This window comes from Mycobacterium sp. ELW1 (assembly GCF_008329905.1).
In the GTDB taxonomy this organism is placed as follows: domain Bacteria; phylum Actinomycetota; class Actinomycetes; order Mycobacteriales; family Mycobacteriaceae; genus Mycobacterium.
Map to the genome: position 1 here is coordinate 4508030 of NZ_CP032155.1, position 21876 is coordinate 4529905.

Sequence of the window (21876 nt, forward strand, 5' to 3'; positions counted from 1 at the left end):
TGCCCGGCTCAGCCGGGCAGCTGAGTCAGCCACGCCGAATCCTCGTCGACCGGCTGGCCGTTGATGACGACGAGCGGAACGCCCGGCTCGGGGAATTGGTGCAGGGCGTCAAGATTGTTGGCCGCGATCACGTGCGGGTCGAAGCCGATCGGTAGGCCGACTCGGATGAGGTCTTGGGCGAGTTGAGGCGCGCCGGCCTGGTTGGCGATGTCGGCCAGTTGGTCGTTGCTCAGGTCGGTGTCCCCACCCTCTTTGGGTTGGGTGCCCTTCGCGTAGATCGCCTCGATGAAGCGCCACGCAACGTCGCTCGACCGTGACTGGTCTGCCACCACGTACGCCGCATAGATCGCCCGGATGTCGTAGGTGCCGCTGGCCGAATACTTGTCGAGGAAGGCGACGAACCGCACGTTGACCCGCAGCGTGCCATTTTCGACGCGCTTACTGATCTCGTCGCCCTGGGCCCGCACGAACTTTCCGCTGAACGGACACATCGGATCGACGTAGAGGTCGATCTGCCCCAGTGCGTCCGGGTCGCCGATCGACAGCGCATCGCCGGCCGGTGCCGCCACCGCCGCCTGCGCGATGCCGGTCGGTCCGCACATCAGGAGCGCCATCAGTAGGGCGAGGACCGCGCCTACTGCTCGAAGCGGCCGGTTCGTTGAGCGTTGGTGCATAGAGCCATCATGCCGTCACGCGCTACCGCCGCCTCGCTATTATCTCGCCGGCATCAATTGTCGTCGTGTCGAACGGATTCACCATGACTGAACATGTAGAACAGCTGGAGTTCCAGGCCGAGGCCCGCCAGCTGCTGGATCTGATGATCCACTCCGTGTACTCCAACAAGGACTCATTCCTGCGGGAGTTGATCTCGAACGCCTCCGATGCGCTGGACAAGCTGCGTCTCGAAGCCTTCCGGAACAAGGACCTCGATGTCGACACCTCCGACCTGCACATCGAGATCGACATCGACAAGGCCGCGCGCACGCTGACGATCCGCGACAACGGGATCGGGATGACCCGAGACGAGGTGGTGGGCATGATCGGCACGCTGGCCAAGTCGGGCACCGCCGAACTGCGCCAGCAGCTCAAGGACGCCCAGAATGCTGCCGCCTCGGAGGAACTGATCGGTCAGTTCGGGATCGGCTTCTACTCGTCGTTCATGGTGGCGGACAAAGTCACGCTGCTGACCCGGAAGGCGGGCGAGAGCTCGGCGACCCGTTGGGAGTCCAGCGGCGAGGGAACGTACACCGTGGCCGACGTCGACGACGCGCCGCAGGGCACCGCGGTCACCTTGCACCTCAAGCCGGAGGACACCGAGGACGAGCTGCACGACTACACCTCGGAGTGGAAGGTCCGGTCGCTGGTCAAGCAGTACTCGGACTTCATCTCCTGGCCGATCCGGATGCAGGTCGAGCGCCGCAGCCCGGCCACCGAGGAGGGCGGTGAGGAGCAGGTCACCATCGAGACCGAGACCATCAACTCGATGAAGGCACTGTGGACCCGCCCGAAAGACGAAGTCTCCCAAGAGGAATACACCGAGTTCTACAAGCACATCGCGCACGCCTGGGACGACCCGCTGGAGGTCATCCCGATGAAGGCGGAAGGCACCTTCGAGTACCAGGCGCTGTTGTTCATCCCGTCGCATGCGCCGTTCGATTTGTTCCAGCAGGACGCGCGGGTGGGTGTCCAGCTGTACGTGCGGCGGGTGTTCATCATGGCCGACTGCGAGGAACTGCTGCCGCCGTACCTGCGCTTCGTCAAAGGCGTCGTCGACGCGGCGGACATGTCGCTCAACGTTTCTCGCGAGATTCTGCAGCAGGATCGACAGATTAAGGCGATCCGCCGACGACTCACCAAGCGGGTGCTGTCGACGATTGCCGAAATGCAGAAAGAGCGGCCTGCGGACTACCGCACGTTCTGGGTGCAGTTCGGCAGAGTCCTCAAGGAAGGCCTGCTGTCCGACGCCGACAACAAGGACACCCTGCTGGCGGTGTCGTCGTTCGCCTCGACGCACAGCGACGAGGAACCCACCACGCTGGCCGAGTATGTCGAACGCATGAAAGAAGGCCAGGAGCAGATCTTCTACGCCACCGGCGAATCCCGTCAGCAGCTGCTGAATTCACCGCACCTCGAGGCGTTCAAAGCCAAGGGTTATGAGGTGTTGCTGCTCACCGACCCGGTCGACGAGGTCTGGGTCGACATGGTGCCCGAGTTCGACGGCAAGAGGCTGCAGTCGGTGGCCAAGGGCGAGGTGGACCTGTCCGCCGAGGAGGACACCAGTGAGGCCGAACGCTCGCAGCTGGAGCAGGAATTCGCCGGTCTGCTCGAGTGGCTTGCCGAGACGCTCTCTGGCCATGTGAAAGAGGTGCGGCTGTCGACGCGGCTCACCGAGTCGCCGGCGTGCCTGATCACCGATAGCTTCGGCATCACGCCGGCCCTCGCGCGCATGTTGCAGGCCTCTGGGCAGGCGGTTCCCTCGGAGAAACGCATCCTCGAACTCAACCCGAGCCATCGACTGGTCACAGGTCTCCGCGATGCGTTCGCCAGCCGTGGCGGCGATCTCGAACTGGCCGAGACAGCGGAATTGCTCTACGGCACAGCGCTATTGGCTGAAGGCGGCACGCTCGACGATCCCGCGAAGTTTGCCGGGCTGTTGGCGGAGCGCTTGGCGCGGACCGTTTAGAGGGTCGTACGCCGGCGACATCTACCGCGCGACGTAGACGGTGTTGGTCGAAAATCCGCCGGTCAGCGGGTTGGAGAACCGGATGACGGACGCCTCGGACTCGTCGAAGACATCGGCGAGGACGGCCTCGAACTCCGCGTCGGGTGGATCATCGGACCACAGCGCGAAGACCCCGCCGGGATGCAGGTGCCCGACGAGCTTTTCCAGGCCCGCCGGCGTGTAGAACGCAGAGTGGCTCGGGTGCAGGACGTGCCGCGGGGTGTGGTCGATATCGAGGAGCACGGCGTGAAAGCGCCGGCCCGGTATCTGCGGATCGAAACCGGCTTCGCTGGCGGCCATGGCGAAGAAGTCGCCCTGCTGCAGGCGCACCCGCGGGTCCGACGCCAGGTCTTTGGTGTCGGGAAGCAACTCGCGCTTATGCCAGCCGATGACTTCGTCGAGTGCTTCCACCACGACGAGCGAATGAATGCGGGGATCCTCGATCGCCGTCTGGGCGGTGTAGCCAAGGCCCAATCCCCCGACGACGACATCGAGGTCGCCATCGACCGCCTGGGCCAGGCCGAGGCGCGCGAGCGCTACCTCGGCCGCAGTGAACAGGCTCGACATCAGAAACTCGTCGCCGAGCTTGACCTCATACACATCGACATTCAGGGACGGCTCGATCCGTCTGCGCAGGCTGATCACCCCCATGGGGGTCTCGGACCAGTCGAGTTCCTCGAAACGTGCACTCACGACGCACCACCGGCCTACCCGCAATGACGTTCGCCGAGCGCATCTCGGCGAACGAAGCCTACAGACATGAGAACGGCGCCCGGAGAAATCTCCGAGGGCCGTTTGCACTTCGTACCGGGGACAGGACGCCAACGCGGCGCGCGAAGAGATGCGTGAGGCCGTCCGGGCGCACCGTCTGGCCGAGATCCGCAAGGCGCTAGGGCACTCCCGCCGAGCGGACGTCGCGGCTCCGATGGAGTCGCTCGGGCCCGCGTTTCGATGATGGAGAGCGGCGACCTGTTCCACACCGAGCTTGGCACCCGGCAGGCTTACGTTGCCGCCCAACGCATCGTCGTTGAGTTGGGCGATGACTCTGTTGAACTAAGCACCTGACGTTGGCAATCAGGCCAGGCAACAACTCGGCGTCCGGTCAAGATTCTCACAGCTGAAAGCTACGGACCGTGCCACTTGCGCGACGCTTTACGGCAGGACGTCCGACGCCCAAGTAATTGGCCTGCGCCATCCGCACATCGGCTCGGATTGCAGAGACATACATAACCTTTGACAGCCCAGCCACACCCTCGTCTCCGCTCCGGGCCCGGGCAGCACGACCAGTACGGTCAGTGGCGTCCATCGGCCGGTCGAGATGCGGTACGAGGACACGCAACCCGCTTCCGGTTTCTAACGGCTCTTGCCATGCCAGAGGCCGACCAAACCTCGCGACGGCGATGAGCAACTTTTCGTCAAACAGATCAGAGCCCGGTGATGAACACCCAATGAGAAAGCGGGCGTAAAGGGCGTGTTCAGGATTGTGGTCGTCACCCTCATATCTGTCGTCAGTGATAGGGGTGCCGTCCGTCTCGCGGCCAACAAGGCGACGCAATTTGGGACTGCCAGCATCCCTGCCGCCAAGAGTGAAGACTGAAATTGGGACTTGATCTGTTCCTATCAGCGCAGTGTGCCAGACGGTCCAGGTACTTAGGTCCACCTCGCTCCAAGCCTTCGCAAGAAAATCCACAATGAACCCGATAATCGCGTTAGCAGCCGCAGTGATCAGCCCAAGGAGCGGATGGACGAGCGTCAAAGGGATGTGTGCCGCAGCTAGAGCATTGTGAACACGCTGCTCCGACCGCTTGATTAACGCACCGACGTGGTCCTCCAGCTTGTGGCGCTGACGCCGCAGCACACGAGGCATTTTCGTCAGGATCCGCGCCTCGGGTCCTTCAACCAAGTGAAGCGCGTAACCCCATCCCGATAGTCCTGTATCGAGACCCATTGCGTCTCTACCTATTACGCCATAGAACGGTGAGGGAGACTGCTCAGACAAACTGACCCGGTACCCTCCACCCTCCCCTAGCTGCCCGACAAAGTTCATGTCATTTCGGACGCGACCCTCGAACGAGGATTCGGCCGACCCGGTGTATGTCAATTCATGCGCTCCGAGATGGGTGCCTCCCGAGACCCACCGATGGCCACGACGTGCGCAGTAGATGGGAACCCGTCCGCCCAGGACATCCGGCTGCTCTAGCGAGCAAATGGCCGTCCAGCGAGGGACTGCGCCCGCCGATACGGCCTGACTCACCTGTTCCTGCATCTTGCTGTACTGCGCGCCACCGTTCCGCTCAGCTACGGGTGGTGAATTGACGAACGCCTTGATGATCTTGTCCACGAACGCCATCGGTTGTGGATCGTCCGGTTCAGAGTTGGCGAACCCCTGTAGCACATCGTCATAGGCATCAGACATCTGCAGCGCCAACGTCTCAGACGTGAACGGAAGTGCGCCAGCACTTAGAGTCTGCGCAACTTCATCAAGTCCAATATCAGACAAGCCGAGAACATCGCCGATGTCACTCACCAAGGAGGGAAGCTCCGCCTCTAGAGCAGCGCGAACGACGCGCTCACCCATCACCATAAGGCCAGCAACGTCTTGGTCGCTGTCAGCAACTATGTCGGCTATTGCCAACCAACCCTGGAGCGGAGGCGCGAATACAGGGACGGAGCCGGCTAGGCCGAGCCTTGAGTCGTCAGGGTTGGCTGCTGCGTCCCCAGCGGCCGCAGGCTCATTTTCGCTTACGGTCACCTTGCCTCCTCCAGGACGCTCTTGCCGACTCGGAGGCGCTTCACCGAAAGTCGAGCAGATTCCCCGGTACCACTTCTGCGGAGTCCACATCGATGACCTGCGCACCGAAGCCGCTCCGAAACTCCATCCCTCGGCTCACGTCAACCCATTACGGAATCGCGGGCTTCAGTAAGCGCTGGCATTAACCCTGATCGAGAGCCTGAGAACTCTCCCGATGCGTCAATATTAGGAGTGCGGATGGCGTCTCAGACAGGTAATCGACTACTCGAAGTACTCATATGGCTCCGGGACCATAGTTAGATAGTCTTACGTTCCCAACCATGTTCCCATCAGGCATGAAAACGGCCCCCAGAGAAACTCCGGGGGCCGTTCCACTTAGTAGCGGGGACAGGATTCGAACCTGCGACCTCTGGGTTATGAGCCCAGCGAGCTACCGAGCTGCTCCACCCCGCGTCGGTGAACGCAACGTTACCGAACGCAAGCAGACCTACCAAATCGAGTGCTCAAGGGCACATTCGCTGTCACGAGTTCGTCACACGCCCCCCGTATTCACTTGCGTCTCAGACCAGAAGTCGACACCCTCGTTGTAGATGAAACGACAACACGCCACCCGCTTCGCCGCAGCTGCGATGATCACCGCAGCCGCTTTCGGACTCACCAGCTGCGACACCCAATCCGGCCTGAACACAAGCAAACCCGCCGCGTCGATCCCCGCACTGCCGGGCGTGTCCGCGGCCACCACGACCACCAGCACCAAGCCCGCGGCCGCCCCCGTCGACTACACCCGCCTGCTGCTGCAGGCCCGCGACATCTCCGCCACCGGCGACGCCTACGTCGACCAGCCGCCGACCGCCAACCCCGACAGCCGGCCCGGCGCCGAGGTGCTGTTCGTCAACGAGGAGCAGACCAAGGCCGTCAGCATCCTGCTCGTCGCGCTCGACAACCCCGCCGCCGGACCCTCGGCGCTGGCCGAGGCGCAAGCCGGCCTTCAGAAGGCCGTCACCCCGGGCCCGCCGCAGTCCTCCATCGTCGGCACCGGTGGCACCGTGGTCTCCGGCAACTCTCCCGACGGCAAGAAGTCGGTGAGCGTCCTGCTGTTCACCCAAGGCTCCACCCTGGCCCGCATCGAGTTCGACGGCCTGCCCGGGCAGCCCGCCGCAGCCGACTTCGTCACCAACGTCGGCCAGAAGCAGGCCATTGCCCTGCGCGTCGGCCTGCCCACTCCCTAGCGGCGCGCAGGCACCGGCACCCGCATCAGGTCCTCGGCCACCACAAGGTCGCCGGAGAACACCGCAGCGGCCTCCTCGGCGTACCGCGCCGCGGCGTCGACATAACGCTGTGAGAAGTGCGTCAGCACCAACGTGCGCACCCCACACTCCGAGGCCACAACGGCCGCCTGGCGCGCCGTCAGGTGCCCGTACCGGTGCGCCAGATCCTCGTCCTCGGTCAGGAACGTCGCTTCGATCACCAGCATGTCGGCGCCGTCGGCGAGCGCGTACACCCCATCGCAGAGCCGGGTGTCCATCACGAACGCGAACCGCTGCCCGGGCCGCGGCTCACTGACCTGTGCCACATCGACAACCCGGTCCCCCAACCGCAGCGTTCCGGCGCGTTCCAGCTCGCCCACCGACGGCCCGCTGATCCCGAAGTGGGACAACAGCTCCGGGATGAACCTCCGGCCGTCCGGTTCGACCAGCCGGTAGCCGAACACATCAGTGGAATGCTCGAGGGCAGCGGCTTCCAGGACCCCGAACGCGCCGACGGCAACAACACCGGCAGCCGAAACCGGCTCCTCCCGCACCTCGACGCGGTCGTAGAACACCGAGGCGTGCCGCAACCGATCGAAGTAGTCGCGGCCTGACGCCGGAAAGTGCGCGACGAGCGGATGGCCGATCTGATCGAGTGACGCCCGCTGGATCACGCCGGGCACCCCGAGGCAGTGATCGCCGTGAAAATGCGTGAGGCACAACCGGTTCACCGCACTGACCGACACCCCGGCCAGCATCATCTGGCGCTGGGTGCCCTCCCCGGGATCGAAGAGGATGCCCTCGTCGTCCCAGCGCAGTAGGTAGCCGTTGTGGTTGCGGTAGCGGGTCGGCACCTGACTGGCGGTGCCGAGCACTACCAACTCACGCATACCGCACCTTTGCTACTTGGCGGCCTCGTACTTCTTCATCGCATCGTCGAGGCGTTGCAGCGCATCTCCGTAATCGGCGAAGTTGCCGTTCTTCTGGGCTTCCTGCACCGCGCCCAGCGCCGTCTCGACGTCGGTCAGCGCGGCAGACTTGGCCGGCGACAACGTCGTTGGGACACCCGGTGTGGCCGGTACCCCCGCGACCGGGGTGGGCACCTCCGGCGCGCTGCCCGGCACCGGAGCGGGTGCCGCAGGCGGGCGGGAGCCCGGTGGCTGACCGCCCGGCGGCGGGGTCGCCGGCGCGGGACCGGTGGCTGTCGCGCCCGCGCCGGCACCGAAGATGCCGTCGAGCGCGGTACTGACCGTCGGGCCGTAGCCGACCTTGTCGTTGTACATCATCGCCACCCGGATCAACCGTGGATAGGACGATGCGGCATCACTGGAGCCCGGCGAGGCGTACACCGGTGACACGTAGATCAGGCCGCCCTGCCCGACCGGCAGGGTCAGCAGATTGCCCCACCGTATTCGGTTCTGGTTGTCACGGCCGATCACACCGAGGTCTTGGCTGACCGCAGTGTCGGTACTGATCGCGTTGAACGCCAACTTTGGACCGTTGACCTGGCCCGGAATGGTCAACACCGTGATCCGGCCGTAGGTTTCGGGGTCGGAACTGGCACTGATGTAGGCGGCCAGGAAGTCACGCCGGAACCGGTTCATCGCGCTGGTCAGCTGGAACGACGACGAATTGGTATTGCGGGCAAGGTCTTTGGCCACGATGTAATACGGCGGCTGATAGCTGCTCGCGGTCGGGTTGGGATCCAGCGGCACGTCCCAGAAGTCCGAGGTGGAGAAGAACGTCACCGGATCGTCGACGTGATACTTGGCCAGCAGCATGCGCTGAACCTTGAACAGGTCTTCCGGATAGCGAAGGTGCGCAGCCAGATCCGGAGTGATCTCACTCTTCGGCTTGACCGTGCCCGGGAATACCGCCATCCACGCCTTCAGCACCGGGTCGCTCTCGTCCTGGGCGTAGAGCGTCACGGTGCCGTCGTAGGCGTCGACGGTGGCCTTGACCGAGTTGCGGATGTAGGACACCTGCTTGTCCGGGGCCAACCGGTTGACCGCCACCTCGGTGGAGTCCGCGGTGGCCGACGACAGCGACGTCAACTCCGAGTACGGGTAGTTGTCCAGCGTGGTGTAGCCGTCGATGACCCACACCATCTTTTTGTTGACGATCGCCGGGTACACCGTGCTGTCGGTGGTCAGCCACGGCGCCACCGCCTCCACCCGCTGCGCGGGGTCGCGGTTGAACAGGATCTTGCTGTTGTTGCCGATCACGTTGGAGAACAAGAAGTTCCGCTCGGCGAACTTGGCGGCGAACACGCTGCGCGCCAGCCAGTTGCCGATCGGCACACCACCGGCGCCGGTGTAGGTGTAGTTCTTGGTGTCGGTGTTGGTCTCGTAGTCGTACTCGCGGTCGGCGCCGTTCTTACCGACGATCGCGTAGTCGGCCGCCGTGTTGGAGATGACCGGGCCGAAGTAGACACGCGGCTGATCCAGCGGGGCCGGGCCGGGCGAGACGACATTGCCGTTGGCCCCGACGACGCTGGCCAGGAATTCGGGATAACCGCCATTCTGGTTGGGGTCGTTGGCGATTCCGCGCACCGTGTTGGCCGGCGAGGCGATGAAACCGTTTCCGTGGGTGTAGACGGTGTGCCGGTTGATCCAGTCCCGCTGGTTGTCCTGCAGCCGGTCCGGGTTGAGTTCGCGGGCGGCGACCACGTAATCACGCAGCTCGCCGTCGGCGCTCTGGTAGCGGTCGATAGACAGCTGGTCGGGGAAGTAGTAGAAGTTCTTCCCCTGCTGGAACTGGGTGAACGCCGGGCTGATGATCGTCGGATCCAGCACCCGGATGTTCGACGTGGTCGCCCGGTCGGAGGCCACCTGCTGCGCGGTGGTCGGCGCGGTGCCGCTGTAATCCCGGTACGTCACATGATCGTTGGTCAGCCCGTACGCCTGCCGTGTCGCGGCGATACTGCGACTGATGTATTCGCTTTCCTTCTGCGCGGCATTGGGTTTGACGCTGATCTGCTCGACGACCAGTGGCCAGCCCGCGCCGACGATCAGCGAGCTCAGCAGCAACAGCACCAAGCCGATCGCGGGGATACGCAGGTCGCGCAGCACGAGTGCGGAGAACACCGCGGCCGCGCAGATCAGCGCGATGGCAAGCAGGATCAGCTTGGCCGGCAGCACGGCGTTGATGTCGGTGTAACCGGCGCCGGTGAACGGCTTACCGCCGCGGGTGTGGCTGAGCAGTTCGTAGCGGTCCAACCAATAGGCGACGGCCTTGAGCAACACCAGCGTCCCGATCAGCGCCACCAGTTGGATGCGGGCCGGGCGGCTCAGTACGCCGCTGCGGCCGGCCAACCGGATGCCGCCGAAGATGTAGTGACTGATCAGGTTCGCCAGGAACGCCAGGAACAGCGCGACGAACAGGTACGACAGCACCAGCCGATAGAACGGCAGATCGAAGGCGTAGAACCCGAGGTCCTTGCCGAACTGTGGGTCGGTGATGCCGAAGTCACCGCCGTGCAGGAACAACTGCACGCGGGCCCAGTAGCTCTGCGCCACCGCTCCGGACAGCACACCGATGACCGTGGGCACCCCGATGCCGAACAACCGAAGCCGGGCCATCACCGCGGTCCGGTAGCGCGCCACCGGATCATTCGGCCCGACCGTCGGCACGAACACCGGCCGGGTGCGGTAGGCCAGCGCCAGCCCGGCGAAGACGATCGCACCCACCGCCAGGGCAGCGACCAGGAAGACCACGATGCGGGTGACCAGGACGGTGGAGAACACCGAGCGGTAGCCCAGCTCGCCGAACCACAACCAGTCCACGTAGGTGTCGACCAATCGTGGCCCCACCAGCAACAGCACGACGACCGTGAGCGCAATACCGATCAGAATCCGGCTGCGCCGAGTCAACTTCGGCATCCTGGCGCCGGGCCGCATACTCACCTGTCAGGCTCCTGAGTCTTGTCGGCGCGGCCGCGCCGCGCCGAGGCAGCAGTACGGCCACAACTCTACGCATCGCAACAACGGTGCGGTCCTGCAGCAATGCGCTAGCAGCTGGGCGGACGCCCGCCGGAGGTCAGCGTGTGCAGCGAATCGACGGCGCTGCTCAACGTGTCGACCTTCACCAACTCCATGTTGTCGTCGCGCATGGACTTCGCCTCATCGCAGTTTTCGGCAGGCACCAGGAACACACTCGCCCCGGCCTCCTGGGCGGCCAGCATCTTGTGGGTGATGCCACCGATCGGGCCCACCTTGCCGTCCGCGCTGATCGTTCCGGTGCCGGCGATGAACTTCGATCCGTTGAGATCGCCGGTGGTCAGCTTGTCGATGACGGCGAGGCTGAACATCAACCCGGCCGACGGGCCGCCGATGTTGGCCAGGTTGAAATCGATCTTGAACGGCGCCCACGGCGCGTCGAGCACCGCCACCCCGAGATAGCCGTAGTCGCGATCCTGGTTGTTGCCCAAGGTGATTCGCGCGACGCCCGGCGGGCCGTTCTTGCGGCGATAGTCGAGGACGATTTCCTGGCCCGGTTTGGTGGCCTTCAGTAGCGCCGTGAACTCCGCGATATTCGCTACCGGCTTACCGTCGACGGCGTCGATCGCGTCGCCGTTCTGCAGTTTGCCCGCCGACGGCCCCGGATCGTTCACCTTCTCCACCCGCACCGCCGAGGGGTATTTCAGATACCCCAGCGCCGCGTACTCGGCACTGTCCTCGGACCGCTTGAAGTCGGCGTCCTGATCCTTCTCGACGTCTTCGCGCGACTTGTCCGGCGGGAACACCAGGTCCCGCGGAACCAGCTGCTCGCGACCCGACACCCACAAGGTCAGTGCCTGGCCCAGCGTCAGGCCGTCGCGCTGCGCGACGGTGGTCATGTTCAGGTGCCCGGAGGTGGGATGGGTTTCGGTGCCGTCGATGGCCACCACCGGCTTGCCGTCGACCTCACCGAGCGTGTCGAACGTCGGCCCCGGGCCCAGCGACACATAGGGCACCGTCACGACCGCCAGCAGCACGCCGAAGACGACGATCGGCACGAGCGCCGTCAGCAGCGTCAGAATCCGCCTGTTCACGCCGCCAAGACTAGATGCGGCGGGCAGGAGCGAAGCGACCCGGGGAAATCGCCGGAGCCCCTGGCCGCCTCGGTTCACTGACAGCGGATCGCCTCCTTCCGCACTCGCGGCCCAGCATGAGTACGGTTGAGGCATGCCTGACCAGCCCTTCGGCTTCTCCGCGGGAGACGACCCCGACCGCGACAAGCCGAAAAAGGACCCGAACCCCGGCCCCGGTGACCCGTTCGGTTTCGCCGGCGGCGACTTCAACATGGCCGACCTCGGTCAGATCTTCACCAAGCTCGGCCAGATGTTCAGCGGCGCCGGCAACCCGATGGCCGGCGGCTCGGGACCGGTCAACTACGACGTGGCCCGCCAGCTGGCGTCCAGCTCGATCGGCTTCGTCGCTCCCATCGCGTCCGCCACCAGCACCGCCGTCGCCGACGCCGTGCACCTGGCCGACACCTGGCTTGACGGGGCGACCGCGCTGCCCGCCGGGGCGACCAAAGCCGTCGCGTGGACCCCCAACGACTGGGTGGACGGCACGCTGGACCGCTGGAAGCGCTTGTGCGACCCGATGGCCGAGCAGATCTCGTCGGTGTGGGCGCAGTCGCTGCCTGAGGAGGCCAAGGCGATGGCCGGGCCGCTGATGGCGATGATGACCCAGATGGGCGGCATGGCGTTCGGCTCGCAGCTGGGCCAAGCCCTCGGCAAGCTGTCCCGCGAAGTGCTGACGTCGACCGACATCGGACTGCCGCTGGGACCGACCGGCGTGGCCGCCCTGATGCCCGACGCCATCGAGACGCTGTCCGAAGGCCTCGAGCAGCCGCGCAGCGAGATCATGACGTTCCTGGCCGCCCGCGAGGCGGCTCATCACCGGCTGTTCAGCCACGTGCCGTGGCTGTCGAGCCAGCTGCTGAATGCCGTCGAGGCCTACGCCAAGGGCATGAAGATCGATATGAGCGGCCTCGAGGAGCTGGCGCAGGGCATCAACCCGGCCGCGCTGACCGACCCGGCCGCCATGGAACAACTGCTCAGCCAGGGCATGTTCGAGCCGAAAGCCACCCCGGAACAGACGGCGGCGCTCGAGCGGCTCGAAACCCTGCTGGCGCTGATCGAGGGCTGGGTTCAGACCGTGGTCACCGCCGCACTCGGCGAGCGCATTCCCGGCACCGCGGCGCTCTCGGAGATGCTGCGGCGCCGCCGGGCCACCGCCGGACCTGCCGAACAGACCTTCGCGACGTTGGTCGGGCTGGAACTGCGCCCCCGCAAGATGCGGGAGGCCGCCTCGCTGTGGGAGCGACTCACCGACGCCGTCGGCATCGACGCGCGCGACGCCGTCTGGCAGCACCCGGATCTGCTGCCCAGCTCCGCCGACCTCGACGAGCCGGCCGGCTTCATCGACCGGATCATCGGCGGCGATACCAGCAGCCTGGACATCGACGCCGCGATCGAGGAATTCCAGAAGGCCGAAGACGAAAAGTCGGAAGACGGCAAGAAGAACGACGACGGGCCTGTGGATAGCTGAGCCGCGCGGCACCGTCGTGATGCCACAGTCGGCAGGTGCTCTACGCACTCGACCCGGCGATGCCGGTGCTGTTGCGTCCCGACGATGCGGTGCAGGTCGGCTGGGATCCCCGCCGCGCCGTGCTGGTTCGCCCACCTGACGGAGTCACGCCGGCCGCGCTGGCAAGCCTGCTGCGCGGCATGCACGTTCCCCTCGACAAGACCGAACTGCAGCGGCTGGCCGCCGCGCACGGACTCGCCGACAATCTCGACCAGCTGCTCGACGCACTCGAAAGCAGCGGCGTCGTCCGCGGCCGGGCCCGCCCCACCGCTGCCCGCGCGCTGGCGATCCGGGTGCACGGCAGCGGCCCCCTGGCCGATCTTCTGGTCGAAGCGCTGCGCTGTTCCGGGGCGCGGATCGCGCAGACCAGCCACACCGGCGCCGCCCTGTCGACGGCGCGCGCCGACATGGTCGTGCTGACCGACTACCTTGTCGCCGATCCCAGGCTGGTGCGCGACCTCCACACCGTCGGCATCCCGCACCTGCCGGTACGGGTGCGCGACGGCGCCGGGCTGGTCGGCCCGCTGGTGATCCCCGGCGTGACGAGCTGCCTGGCCTGCGCCGACCTGCACCGCACCGACCGGGACGGCGCCTGGCCCGCGGTGGCCGCACAGCTACGCGACGTGATCGGTACCGCCGACCGTCCGACCGTTCTAGCAACCGCCGCCGTCGCGCTCGGACAGGTGCAGCGCATCATCACCGCGGTGCGCGGACAGGAAGCGGCCGGCGCTCCCCCGACCACGCTGAACACCACCCTGCAGGTCGATGTGAGTAACAACACGATCACGGCTCGCCGCTGGTCACGGCATCCACGCTGCGAATGCTGACATCCATGGTTGCCAGGAGACCGCCGTCAGGGATGATGGTCTGGTGGCAGACATCAAGCGAGGCCGCGCGGCCCGCAACGTCAAGCTGGCGACCATCCCGGTCGGCTTCGCCGGCAGGGCGGCGCTGGGCTTGGGCAAACGACTGACCGGCAAGTCGAAAGACGAGGTCCAGGCCGAGCTGTTGGAGAAGGCTGCCAACCAGTTGTTCACCGTGCTCGGTGAGCTCAAGGGCGGAGCCATGAAGGTGGGCCAGGCGCTGTCGGTGATGGAAGCCGCCATCCCCCCGAGTTCGGCGAGCCCTACCGCGAGGCCCTGACCAAGCTGCAGAAGGACGCCCCGCCGCTGCCCGCGCCGAAGGTGCACCGCGTGCTCGACGGCCAGCTCGGCACCAAGTGGCGTGAACGCTTCCAGTCCTTCGATGACACCCCGGTCGCGTCGGCCAGCATCGGCCAGGTGCACAAAGGGGTCTGGTCGGACGGTCGCGAGGTGGCGGTCAAGATCCAGTACCCCGGCGCCGACGAGGCACTGCGCGCCGACCTGAAGACCATGCAGCGCCTGGTCAGTGTGTTCAAACAGCTCGCACCGGGCGCCGACGTGGAGGGCGTGGTCGACGAGCTCATCGAACGTACCGAAATGGAGCTGGACTACCGGCTCGAGGCCGACAACCAGCGTGCCTTCGCGAAGGCCTATCAGGGCCATCCGCATTTCGTGGTGCCGCACGTGGTCGCCAGCGCGCCGAAGGTGATGATCTCGGAGTGGATCGACGGCACCCCGATGGCGCAGATCATCCGGGATGGCACGCCCGACGAGCGGGACCTCTGTGGCACAAGGCTTATCGAGCTGACCTTCGACGCCCCGGCACGGCTCGGCATGATCCACGGCGACGCGCATCCCGGAAACTTCATGATGCTGCCCGACGGCCGGATGGGCGTCATCGACTTCGGCGCGGTCGGCCCGCTGCCGGATGGACTGCCCGTCGAGATCGGTCAGATCATCTGTCTGGCCCGCGACAAGAAGTACGACGAACTGCTGCCCGCGATGGAGCGGGTCGGCTTCATTCAGAAGGGCGAGCAGGTGTCGGTCCGCGAGATCGACGACATGCTGCGCCAGTACGTCGAGCCGATCGAGGTCGACGTCTTCCACTACACCCGCCGGTGGCTGCAGAAGATGGCAGCGGCGAACATGAACGTCTCAGCGGAGCAGATCAAGACCGCCCGGGCGATGGATCTGCCGGCCAAACTGGCAATCCCGCTGCGGGTGATCGCGTCGACCGTGGCGATCTCGTGTCAGCTCGACGCCCATGTTCCGACTCGTGAACTGGCTGCGAAGTTCGTGCCAGGATTCGTCGAGCCCGAGCCGGCGCACTAGCCGGCTCGGACTCGACCCGCTAGGCCGCGATCACGTCCTTGCGCGGACGCCCCCGTGGCCGCTTGCGCTCCACGATGCTGCCGCGTTCGATGATCTCGCCGCCCCAAACTCCCCACGGCTCACCGCGGTCCAACGCGGCGGCAAGGCATTGCCGCCGGATCGGACAGTCCCCGCAGAGCACCTTCGCGCGCTCCAGCTCCATGGGACTCTCGGCGAACCACAAGTCGGGATTCCCGTCGTGGCACGGCAACACCGGCAGTTTCTCCTCGCGGACTGTCGATGTCGACATGTCTCGCTCACCTGCTTCCTGGTCGAATGGCTGTATCTCTTCGGGGGATCCGGGCCAGGAATCGGGTGAAACACAAAGGCCACGGATCCTTTGACTTCGGGTCCGTGGCCAGTGGCTGTGTCTGGGAGCTTTCCTAGATGAAGCTCCTGTCCACGGACGCGATCGTCGGGGCGGCGTTGACGCGACGCTTACGCTGCGCCGAAATAGCGGCGGCCGCGCCGGCGGCGGCATGGGCAGCGAAAGCCTGATGCGTGGGGGTCGCCATGACGGCACGGAAGGACCACGCACGATGCGCGACTGCAGCTACGCCAAAAATCGTAGTGCTGATCATCGTCGGTCCCTCCTTCCTCACGCCGCCCTGTAGCCATCGATCGGCACAGGATTCGATTTAGAGGCTAACCCCTAACCCCATTTCGCTACAAGCGATTTTCTGACCTGCGGTTTCGGCCCCGGCGGACCTCCCGGGGAGACAACCGGTGACGCCACCGGAGCTGACCCGCTCAGCAGCCCCAACGCCCGCCCTGAGAAACTAATTCCCATGGCACAGATAACCCTGCGTGGAAACCCGATCAACACCGTTGGAGACCTGCCCGCCGTCGGCGCCCAGGCCCCCGCCTTCACCTTGACCGGCACCGATCTCGGCGACCTGGACAGCGGCCAGTACAGCGGAAAAGCTCTGGTGCTCAACATCTTTCCCTCGGTCGACACCCCGGTGTGCGCTACCAGCGTGCGGACGTTCAACGAGCGTGCGGCGGCCACCGGTGCACCGGTGGTCAACATCTCCAAGGACCTGCCGTTCGCGCTGAAGCGGTTCTGCGGCGCCGAGGGCATCGAGAACGCCGTGGCCGCGTCGGCGTTCCGCAGCAGCTTCGGTGAGGACTTCGGCATCACGATCACCGACGGACCGATGGCCGGCCTGCTGGGTCGCGCGGTCGTGGTCGTCGGCGCCGACGGCAAGGTGGCCTACACCGAGCTGGTCCCCGAGATCGGCCAAGAGCCCGACTACGACGCCGCCATCGCCGCCCTGGGCTGATCTACCCCGCGGATCCGCCCGGGTCCATGCGAGCTCACCGACTTTTGTGTTCGATATGAGTCTCGTGACCTGGGCGGATTCCGCATCCATCCTTGAGGTATGGAACTTCAACGGCGAAATGACCTCAAGCACAGTCCGATTCGGCACAGCCGAAGCATTCTTGCCGGGGCGGCCGCGGTGTTCGCGGCGCTCGCGTTGAGCAGCGCCCCTATTGCCGCCGCGGACGCCCACGGCCACACCGACGGCGAATCCGGCGCAGTGACCGGCGCCGGCTTCGGACCCACTCTCGGCGTCGGCGGACCCTCCAGTTACTCCGGCGGCGGCACCGCCAATCACCCGGGCAGCGGTTCGGCGACCCTCGGCGTCGGCGGGCCGTCCAGCTATACCGGTGGCGCCACCGCCAACCATCCCGGCGGCACCGCGACCCAGGGCGTCGGAGACGTCAACAGCTACACCGGCCAGGGCACCTCTGGAGCCCCGAACAACGGCACCAACGCCACCACCAGGACCGGCAACTACGGACCCGGCCACTGACCTACTGGCGGGCGCGCACCATCTCGAGCACATCGGGTCCGAACTGCTCGAGCTTGCGCGCCCCGATACCGGGGATCGCCACCAGTGCCGCATCGTCGGCGGGCAGCGACTCGGCGATCGCGATCAGCGTGTTGTCGGTGAAGACAACGTAGGCAGGCACTTTCAGCTCCTTGGCGGTGCGAAGCCGCCAATCCTTGAGCTGACTCAGGAGTTCGTCGTCGACGTCGACCGAGCAGGTTTCGCAGCGGCGCAACATGATTGACGGCGCCGTGCTCAGCACCGCGTTGCAGACCCGGCAGCGCGGTGTCGCGCCCTTCTGCTTGCGCGGCCGGTTCGGCGTCGGCTCGGCCTGGGTCTGCGGTGCGATGCCGTTGAGGAACCGGGACGGACGCCGGCCCTGACGGCCACCCGGGGTTCGGGCCAAGGCCCAGCTGAGCTCCAAATGCACTCGAGCCCGGGTGATTCCGACGTACAGCAGGCGGCGCTCCTCCTCCACCGCCTCACTGTCCGGTCCGTGCGCCAGCGCATGCGAGATCGGCAGCGTGCCGTCGGCGAGGCCGACCAGGAACACCGCATCCCATTCCAGGCCCTTGGCGGCGTGCAGCGAGGCCAGCGTCACGCCCTGCACCACCGGTGGGTGCCGGGCATCGGCGCGCACCCTGAGCTCGGCCACCAAGGCGGGTAGGTCCAACTGCGGGCGGGCGGCAACCTCGTCGTCGACCAGGTCGGCCAGTGCGGTGAGCGCCTCCCAGCGCTCTCGGGCCTTGGTGCCGGCCGGTGGTTCGCCGGTCAGGCCGAGCGGTTCGAGGATCTGGCGCACGACCTCCGGCAGCGGGCCCTCCTCGCCGACGGAACGTTCGGCCGCGCGCTGCAGCGCCAGCAGTGACTGCCTGATCTCCTGGCGGCTGAAGAAGCCCTCACCGCCGCGCACCTGGAACGGGATGCCGGCCTCGGTGAGCGCCTCCTCGTAGGCCTCGGATTGCGCGTTGATGCGATACAGCACCGCGATTTCGCCTGCGGGCGTTCCGGATTCGACGAGTCGCTTGATCGCACGCGCGACGGATGCCGCTTCGGCGACCTCGTCGGGATGTTCGTGGAACGTCGGCGACGGGCCGGGTTCGCGCTGACCGATCAGGTGCAGCTTGCTGCCGGCCACCCGGCCGCGCGCCGCCGCGATCACCCGGTTGGCCAGCGACACCACCTGCGGGGTGGATCGGTAGTCCCGCTCGAGACGCACCACCGTCGCGTCGGGGAACTGGCGGGAGAAATCGAGCAGGTAGCGCGGCGAGGCGCCGGTGAACGAGTAGATGGTCTGGTTCGCGTCGCCGACGACGGTCAGGTCGTCGCGATTGCCCAGCCATGCGTCGAGCACCCGCTGCTGCAACGGCGTGACGTCCTGGTATTCGTCGACGACGAAGCAGCGGTAGCGGTCCCGAAACTCGGCGGCCACCGCGGCATCGTTCTCGATCGCGCCGGCGGTGTGCAGCAGCAGGTCGTCGAAATCCAGCAGCGCGATGCCGTCGCGGTTGGCTTTGAGCTTCTCGTAGCCGGCGTACACGGTGGCGACCTTCGCGGCGTCCAGCGGGATGTCACGCTGGATCTTGGCCACCGCGGCGGCGTAGCCCTCGGGGCTGATCAATGAGGCCTTGGCCCATTCGATTTCGCCGGCCAGGTCACGGACGTCGTCGGTACTGACCTGCAGGCGGGCCCGGCTGGCGGCCTGCGCCACGACGGAGAACTTGGTGTCCAGCAGCTGCCAGCCCGTGTCACCGACCACCCGCGGCCAGAAGTACCGCAGCTGACGCAGCGCGGCGGCGTGGAACGTCAGCGCCTGCACGGATCCGACCGGGGCGCCCATGTTCTGCGCATCCATGGCACGCAGCCGGGAGCGCATCTCCCCCGCGGCGCGCGAGGTGAACGTCACGGCCAGTACCTGACCGGCGGCGACGTGACCGTTGGCGACCAGATGCGCGATGCGGTGCGTGATCGTGCGGGTCTTACCGGTGCCGGCGCCGGCCAGCACACACAACGGCCCCCGGGCGGCCAGCACGGCCTCGCGCTGTTCGTCGTCGAGGCCGGTCAAATGGTCGACGGTCACCGGCATGCGCTCCATCTTGGCAGGGGGTGGGGACAATGCACGTTTGGCGCTGAAGATAAGTTCGAGCCCATGAGTGGCAACGATCCCCAGCTCACCATGTACTCCACCGTGTGGTGCGGCTACTGCAAGCGCCTGAAGACCGCGCTGAAATCGGCGGGCATCGCGTTCACCGAAGTCGACATCGAGCACGACCCGGACGCGGCCAAGTTCGTGATGTCGGTCAACAACGGCAACCAGACCGTCCCGACCGTGAAATTCTCCGACGGTTCGGCGCTGACCAACCCCAGCCTCAAAGACGTCCAGGCCAAGCTCGCGTCGTAGGTTCGCGCCGAGATCGACGAATTGCAGCGTTCTTCTCGCACTTTCGCTGCCAATCGTCGGTTTGGGCGCTAGGTGGCGTGCGCCCAGGACTCGATGATCTCGCGGGCAATCGAGATCGAGCCCGGCAGCAGCAGTTTCGACGACGAGTCACTGCTCCAGTCGCCGTGCTCGAGCGCCTCCCGCACCTCGGCCCGGGTGAACCAGGCCGCCTCGGCGATCTCGCCGTCGTGAAAAACGAACTCCTGCTCGGGATCGCCGATGGCATGGAACCCCACCATCAGTGACCGCGGGAACGGCCACGGCTGACTGCCCAGGTACTCGACGTCGCGCACCGACAGGCCGATCTCCTCGTTGACCTCGCGCGCCACGCAGCTCTCGAACGACTCCCCCGCTTCGACGAACCCGGCCAGCAGCGAGAACAGCCGCTGCGGCCACACTGTCTGGCGGGCCAGCACCGCCCGGTCATGACCGTCGTGAATCAGCACGATGATGGCCGGGTCGATGCGGGGGAACTCCTCGTGGCCGGTGAGCGGATTCAGCCGCGACCAACCCGCCTTGACCGCTTTGGTCGGTGACCCGTCCACGGCGCTGTAGCGGGCGTGCTCATGCCAGTTCAGCAGGGCCAGCGCGGACGCCAGCAGCTGAGCGCTGACGTCGTCGATCTGCTGACCGCCGCGGCGCAGATCCGACACCTCACCCTCGCCGTGCTCGGGAGCCTCGAGGGCCGCGCGCACCGCCCATACGTGCCGGTTGTCCTCCAGGCGGCCCAGGAACACCGCATCCGGCGGCGGCGCGGCGGCGTGCTTGACCGCCGGCGTCAGCGACACCCGACCGTCGGCGACCATCACCTGGTTGCGGTGATCGACGCGCAGCAGCGCGGCGTCGGCCCAGCCGGCGATGGCGGCGTCGACATCGGTACGAAGATGGTCGGCACGGTCGGCGCCCACCCGGGAGAGCAGCGGAACGTTACGCAGTCGGAAAGCCACGTCGTCAGTCTTCTCCGGTGGCGCGGACGTAGAGCAGCCGGTCGGTGGCCTCCAGGGCGTCGACTTCCGCGTCGTCGACGCGCAGCAGCTTCCCGTCGCGCACCACGCCGAGCACGATGTCGGGCAGGTGGCGCGGTGAGCCGCCGACCTCCTTGTGCTCGACCTCCCGCTCGGCGATCGCGAAGCCGGCGTCCGGGGTCAGCAGGTCTTCGATCATCTCGACGACGCTGGGCGTGGTGGTCGCGATGCCGAGCAACCGGCCCGCGGTCTCCGAGGACACCACCACCGAGTCGGCGCCGGACTGCCGAAGCAGATGCTGGTTCTCGGCTTCCCGCACCGCGGCGATGATCTTGGCTTTCGGCGCCAGCTCGCGTGCGGTCAGGGTGACCAGCACCGCGGTCGGGTCGCTGTTGGTGGCCACGATGATCGAATTGGCGTGCTGGGCGCCGGCCAGCCGCAGCACGTCGGACTTGTTGGCGTCGCCGCGCACGGTGACCAGTCCGGCGGCGTTGGCCCGGTCGAGCGACGCCTGGTCGGTGTCGACGACGACGATGTCGGCGGGCGCGACACCGTCACCGATCATCGCGGCCACCGCCGTCCTGCCCTTCGTCCCGTAGCCGATGACGACGGTGTGGTTGCGCACGCTGTTCCTCCAACGCTGGATCTTGAGAGCCTGCCGCGACGCCGTGGTCAGGGTTTCCACGGTGGTACCGACCAAGACGATCAGGAATGCCACCCGAAGCGGGGTGATGACCAAGACGTTCACCAGGCGCGCGGTCTCGGTGTACGGGGTGATGTCGCCGTAGCCGGTGGTCGACAGCGACACGGTGGCGTAGTACAGGCAGTCCAGGAAGGTCAGCGGTCCCTCGCGGACGTCGCGGTAGCCGTCCCGGTCGAGGTAGACGATGAAGACCGCCAGGAACAGCGCGGTCAGGGCGTAGATCAACCGGCGGGCGATGCGGCGACCCGGGCTGACGAACTTCTCCGGGATGTGCAAGTAGTCGACGAGTGCGCTGTCGGGCTTGGCTGCCAGGTTCTCGTCGATCGCCTCGAGCCTGCGCCGCAACCTACCCTTGGCCACGCGACTCCGTCATCGTCTGCAACGTCGTCGGGTGCAACCC

General features: G+C 66.3%; 18 protein-coding genes, 1 tRNA gene and 2 pseudogenes. 9 read left to right on the top strand and 12 right to left on the bottom strand.

The features are described 5' to 3' along the window. Nucleotides 1-8 precede the first annotated feature (8 nt). On the bottom strand, nt 9-674 hold the full coding sequence (locus D3H54_RS21450) for a DsbA family protein (RefSeq protein ID WP_149380982.1): 666 nt from the start codon (nt 672-674) through the stop codon (nt 9-11). Between the two features lie 83 nt (nt 675-757). Between D3H54_RS21450 and htpG the strand changes: the two genes are divergently transcribed. Then, nucleotides 758-2683: a molecular chaperone HtpG gene (gene htpG, locus D3H54_RS21455; protein WP_149380984.1), complete on the top strand. Its 1926-nt coding sequence runs from the start codon at nt 758-760 to the stop codon at nt 2681-2683. Nucleotides 2684-2704: 21 nt separating this feature from the next. Here htpG and D3H54_RS21460 read toward each other — a convergent pair whose 3' ends face one another. Continuing rightward, nucleotides 2705-3415, bottom strand: a complete 711-nt coding sequence (locus D3H54_RS21460) for a spermidine synthase (RefSeq protein ID WP_149380986.1) — start codon at nt 3413-3415, stop codon at nt 2705-2707. A 121-nt stretch (nt 3416-3536) separates the two neighbouring features. Between D3H54_RS21460 and D3H54_RS21465 the strand changes: the two are divergent. Further along, nucleotides 3537-3787: pseudogene (locus D3H54_RS21465) on the top strand (helix-turn-helix domain-containing protein); the annotation flags it as partial. Nucleotides 3788-3833: 46 nt separating this feature from the next. On the opposite strand, the gene D3H54_RS21470 reads toward D3H54_RS21465, so the two are convergent. Both D3H54_RS21470 and D3H54_RS21475 read right to left on the bottom strand, forming a co-directional pair. Further along, a complete protein-coding gene (locus tag D3H54_RS21470; protein WP_149380988.1) occupies nt 3834-5300 on the bottom strand; it encodes a hypothetical protein in 1467 nt (488 codons plus the stop codon). A 553-nt stretch (nt 5301-5853) separates the two neighbouring features. Further along, nucleotides 5854-5927 (bottom strand) — tRNA-Met (locus tag D3H54_RS21475). A 137-nt stretch (nt 5928-6064) separates the two neighbouring features. On the opposite strand from D3H54_RS21475, the gene D3H54_RS21480 reads away from it, so the two are divergent. Further along, nucleotides 6065-6703, top strand: a complete 639-nt coding sequence (locus tag D3H54_RS21480; RefSeq protein ID WP_149380990.1) for a hypothetical protein — start codon at nt 6065-6067, stop codon at nt 6701-6703. Here the strand turns inward: D3H54_RS21480 and D3H54_RS21485 are convergent. The 3 genes from D3H54_RS21485 to D3H54_RS21495 all read right to left on the bottom strand — a co-directional run bounded on the left by D3H54_RS21485 (nt 6700) and on the right by D3H54_RS21495 (nt 11753). Next, on the bottom strand, nt 6700-7611 hold the full coding sequence (locus D3H54_RS21485; protein ID WP_149380992.1) for a ribonuclease Z: 912 nt from the start codon (nt 7609-7611) through the stop codon (nt 6700-6702). The genes D3H54_RS21480 and D3H54_RS21485 overlap by 4 nt on opposite strands. Nucleotides 7612-7623: 12 nt before the next feature. Continuing rightward, a complete protein-coding gene (locus tag D3H54_RS21490) occupies nt 7624-10626 on the bottom strand; it encodes a UPF0182 family protein (RefSeq protein ID WP_149380994.1) in 3003 nt (1000 codons plus the stop codon). A 104-nt stretch (nt 10627-10730) separates the two neighbouring features. Then, entirely contained in the window at nt 10731-11753 is a 1023-nt protein-coding gene (locus D3H54_RS21495; RefSeq protein WP_149380996.1) for a YlbL family protein, read from the bottom strand. 133 nt (nt 11754-11886) lie between these two features. On the opposite strand from D3H54_RS21495, the gene D3H54_RS21500 reads away from it, so the two are divergent. The 3 genes and pseudogenes from D3H54_RS21500 (at nt 11887) to D3H54_RS21510 (ending at nt 15494) form a co-directional block, all read left to right on the top strand. Continuing rightward, nucleotides 11887-13260 carry a zinc-dependent metalloprotease gene (locus tag D3H54_RS21500; protein WP_149380997.1) on the top strand — a complete coding sequence of 458 codons (1374 nt, stop codon included), beginning with the start codon at nt 11887-11889 and terminating at the stop codon, nt 13258-13260. A gap of 59 nt (nt 13261-13319) precedes the next feature. Continuing rightward, nucleotides 13320-14126, top strand: coding sequence for a TOMM precursor leader peptide-binding protein (locus D3H54_RS21505; protein ID WP_149383667.1), 807 nt, complete (start codon nt 13320-13322; stop codon nt 14124-14126). Nucleotide 14127: 1 nt separating this feature from the next. Further along, nucleotides 14128-15494: pseudogene (locus D3H54_RS21510) on the top strand (macrolide-binding ATPase MABP-1). Between the two features lie 19 nt (nt 15495-15513). Here D3H54_RS21510 and D3H54_RS21515 read toward each other — a convergent pair. Both D3H54_RS21515 and D3H54_RS31890 read right to left on the bottom strand, forming a co-directional pair. Next, entirely contained in the window at nt 15514-15783 is a 270-nt protein-coding gene (locus tag D3H54_RS21515) for a WhiB family transcriptional regulator (protein ID WP_036340081.1), read from the bottom strand. A gap of 133 nt (nt 15784-15916) precedes the next feature. After that, the gene (locus tag D3H54_RS31890) at nt 15917-16048 is read right to left on the bottom strand and encodes a hypothetical protein (protein ID WP_286198963.1); all 132 of its coding nucleotides are present in this window, start codon (nt 16046-16048) and stop codon (nt 15917-15919) included. 273 nt (nt 16049-16321) lie between these two features. Here D3H54_RS31890 and tpx point away from each other — a divergent pair, with 273 nt between their 5' ends. Together tpx and D3H54_RS21525 are read left to right on the top strand one after the other, a co-directional pair. Next, nucleotides 16322-16816 (top strand): thiol peroxidase, encoded by a 495-nt coding sequence (tpx, locus tag D3H54_RS21520; RefSeq protein WP_149380999.1) that lies wholly within the window; start codon nt 16322-16324, stop codon nt 16814-16816. A 99-nt stretch (nt 16817-16915) separates the two neighbouring features. After that, nucleotides 16916-17350 carry a hypothetical protein gene (locus tag D3H54_RS21525; protein ID WP_149381001.1) on the top strand — a complete coding sequence of 145 codons (435 nt, stop codon included), beginning with the start codon at nt 16916-16918 and terminating at the stop codon, nt 17348-17350. A gap of 1 nt (nt 17351) precedes the next feature. Here the strand turns inward: D3H54_RS21525 and D3H54_RS21530 are convergent, their stop codons facing one another. Next, nucleotides 17352-19454 carry an ATP-dependent DNA helicase UvrD2 gene (locus D3H54_RS21530; protein WP_168214936.1) on the bottom strand — a complete coding sequence of 701 codons (2103 nt, stop codon included), beginning with the start codon at nt 19452-19454 and terminating at the stop codon, nt 17352-17354. Nucleotides 19455-19517: 63 nt separating this feature from the next. On the opposite strand from D3H54_RS21530, the gene D3H54_RS21535 reads away from it, so the two are divergent. Continuing rightward, complete coding sequence (locus D3H54_RS21535; protein ID WP_036340096.1) at nt 19518-19769, top strand: mycoredoxin; 252 nt, start codon at nt 19518-19520, stop codon at nt 19767-19769. A 68-nt stretch (nt 19770-19837) separates the two neighbouring features. Here D3H54_RS21535 and nudC read toward each other — a convergent pair whose 3' ends face one another. Beyond that, nucleotides 19838-20755 (bottom strand): NAD(+) diphosphatase, encoded by a 918-nt coding sequence (nudC, locus tag D3H54_RS21540; protein WP_149381005.1) that lies wholly within the window; start codon nt 20753-20755, stop codon nt 19838-19840. Nucleotides 20756-20759: 4 nt separating this feature from the next. After that, nucleotides 20760-21836, bottom strand: a complete 1077-nt coding sequence (locus D3H54_RS21545) for a potassium channel family protein (RefSeq protein ID WP_149381007.1) — start codon at nt 21834-21836, stop codon at nt 20760-20762. Nucleotides 21837-21876: the final 40 nt, after the last annotated feature.